The organism is Enterococcus sp. 7E2_DIV0204 (genome assembly GCF_002140855.1).
In the GTDB taxonomy this organism is placed as follows: domain Bacteria; phylum Bacillota; class Bacilli; order Lactobacillales; family Enterococcaceae; genus Enterococcus_L; species Enterococcus_L lemimoniae.
Genome location: NZ_NGKY01000008.1, coordinates 1 through 616 on the forward strand (window position 1 = coordinate 1; position 616 = coordinate 616).

1 protein-coding gene is annotated in these 616 nt (G+C 26.8%); it reads right to left on the bottom strand.

Translation table 11 applies throughout. The features are described 5' to 3' along the window. Nucleotides 1-502: hypothetical protein (locus tag A5819_RS18825; RefSeq protein ID WP_139843567.1), on the bottom strand; the 502-nt coding region annotated here is incomplete at its 3' end. Nucleotides 503-616: the final 114 nt, after the last annotated feature.

A 616-nucleotide genomic window follows, 5' to 3' on the forward strand; every position in this document is an offset into this window, starting at 1 on the left:
CCAAAGTAATATTCAAATCAATTTTAGTTTTTTGTTTATAATAAAGTATTACCGTAAACATAATTGTTAGACTGATTAATGAAACTAAAAACTCGGATACAACTTTTTGATTCGAAAAATACATTTTATTCTCGTTAATAGCATTAGAAATATCTTTTTGACTTTCTCTAATATCATCGATCTTAATTAAAGCCTTATCATATTCAAGTTTTTCACTATTTTCTTCAACCTTTTGAAATTCTTCTTCAATATTATCCAACATTTTTCCAATATCATTAGGTTCAAACTTGTTTGTTAGGAATAAACGTATTAAAAGTAGCAATATTAGTAAAAAACTGATTCCTAAGAAAAAATGCATATTAAATTTTTCATAAAACGTTACCATATGAGTTTTAAGAACCGAATTTATTGGATAAAAACAATCTAAGATTTCAAAAAATGCAATACTTATTAGTCTGTCTCTTATACACATCTGATGTGATGCCACGATCACGATATTCATTATAATCAAAAAACTCTTTTTTTGTCTTTTTTGTCATGAACTTAACCCCACTACACATCTAGATGTGTATAAGAGACAGCATTTGTACCCCATGCCACGATCACGATATTCATT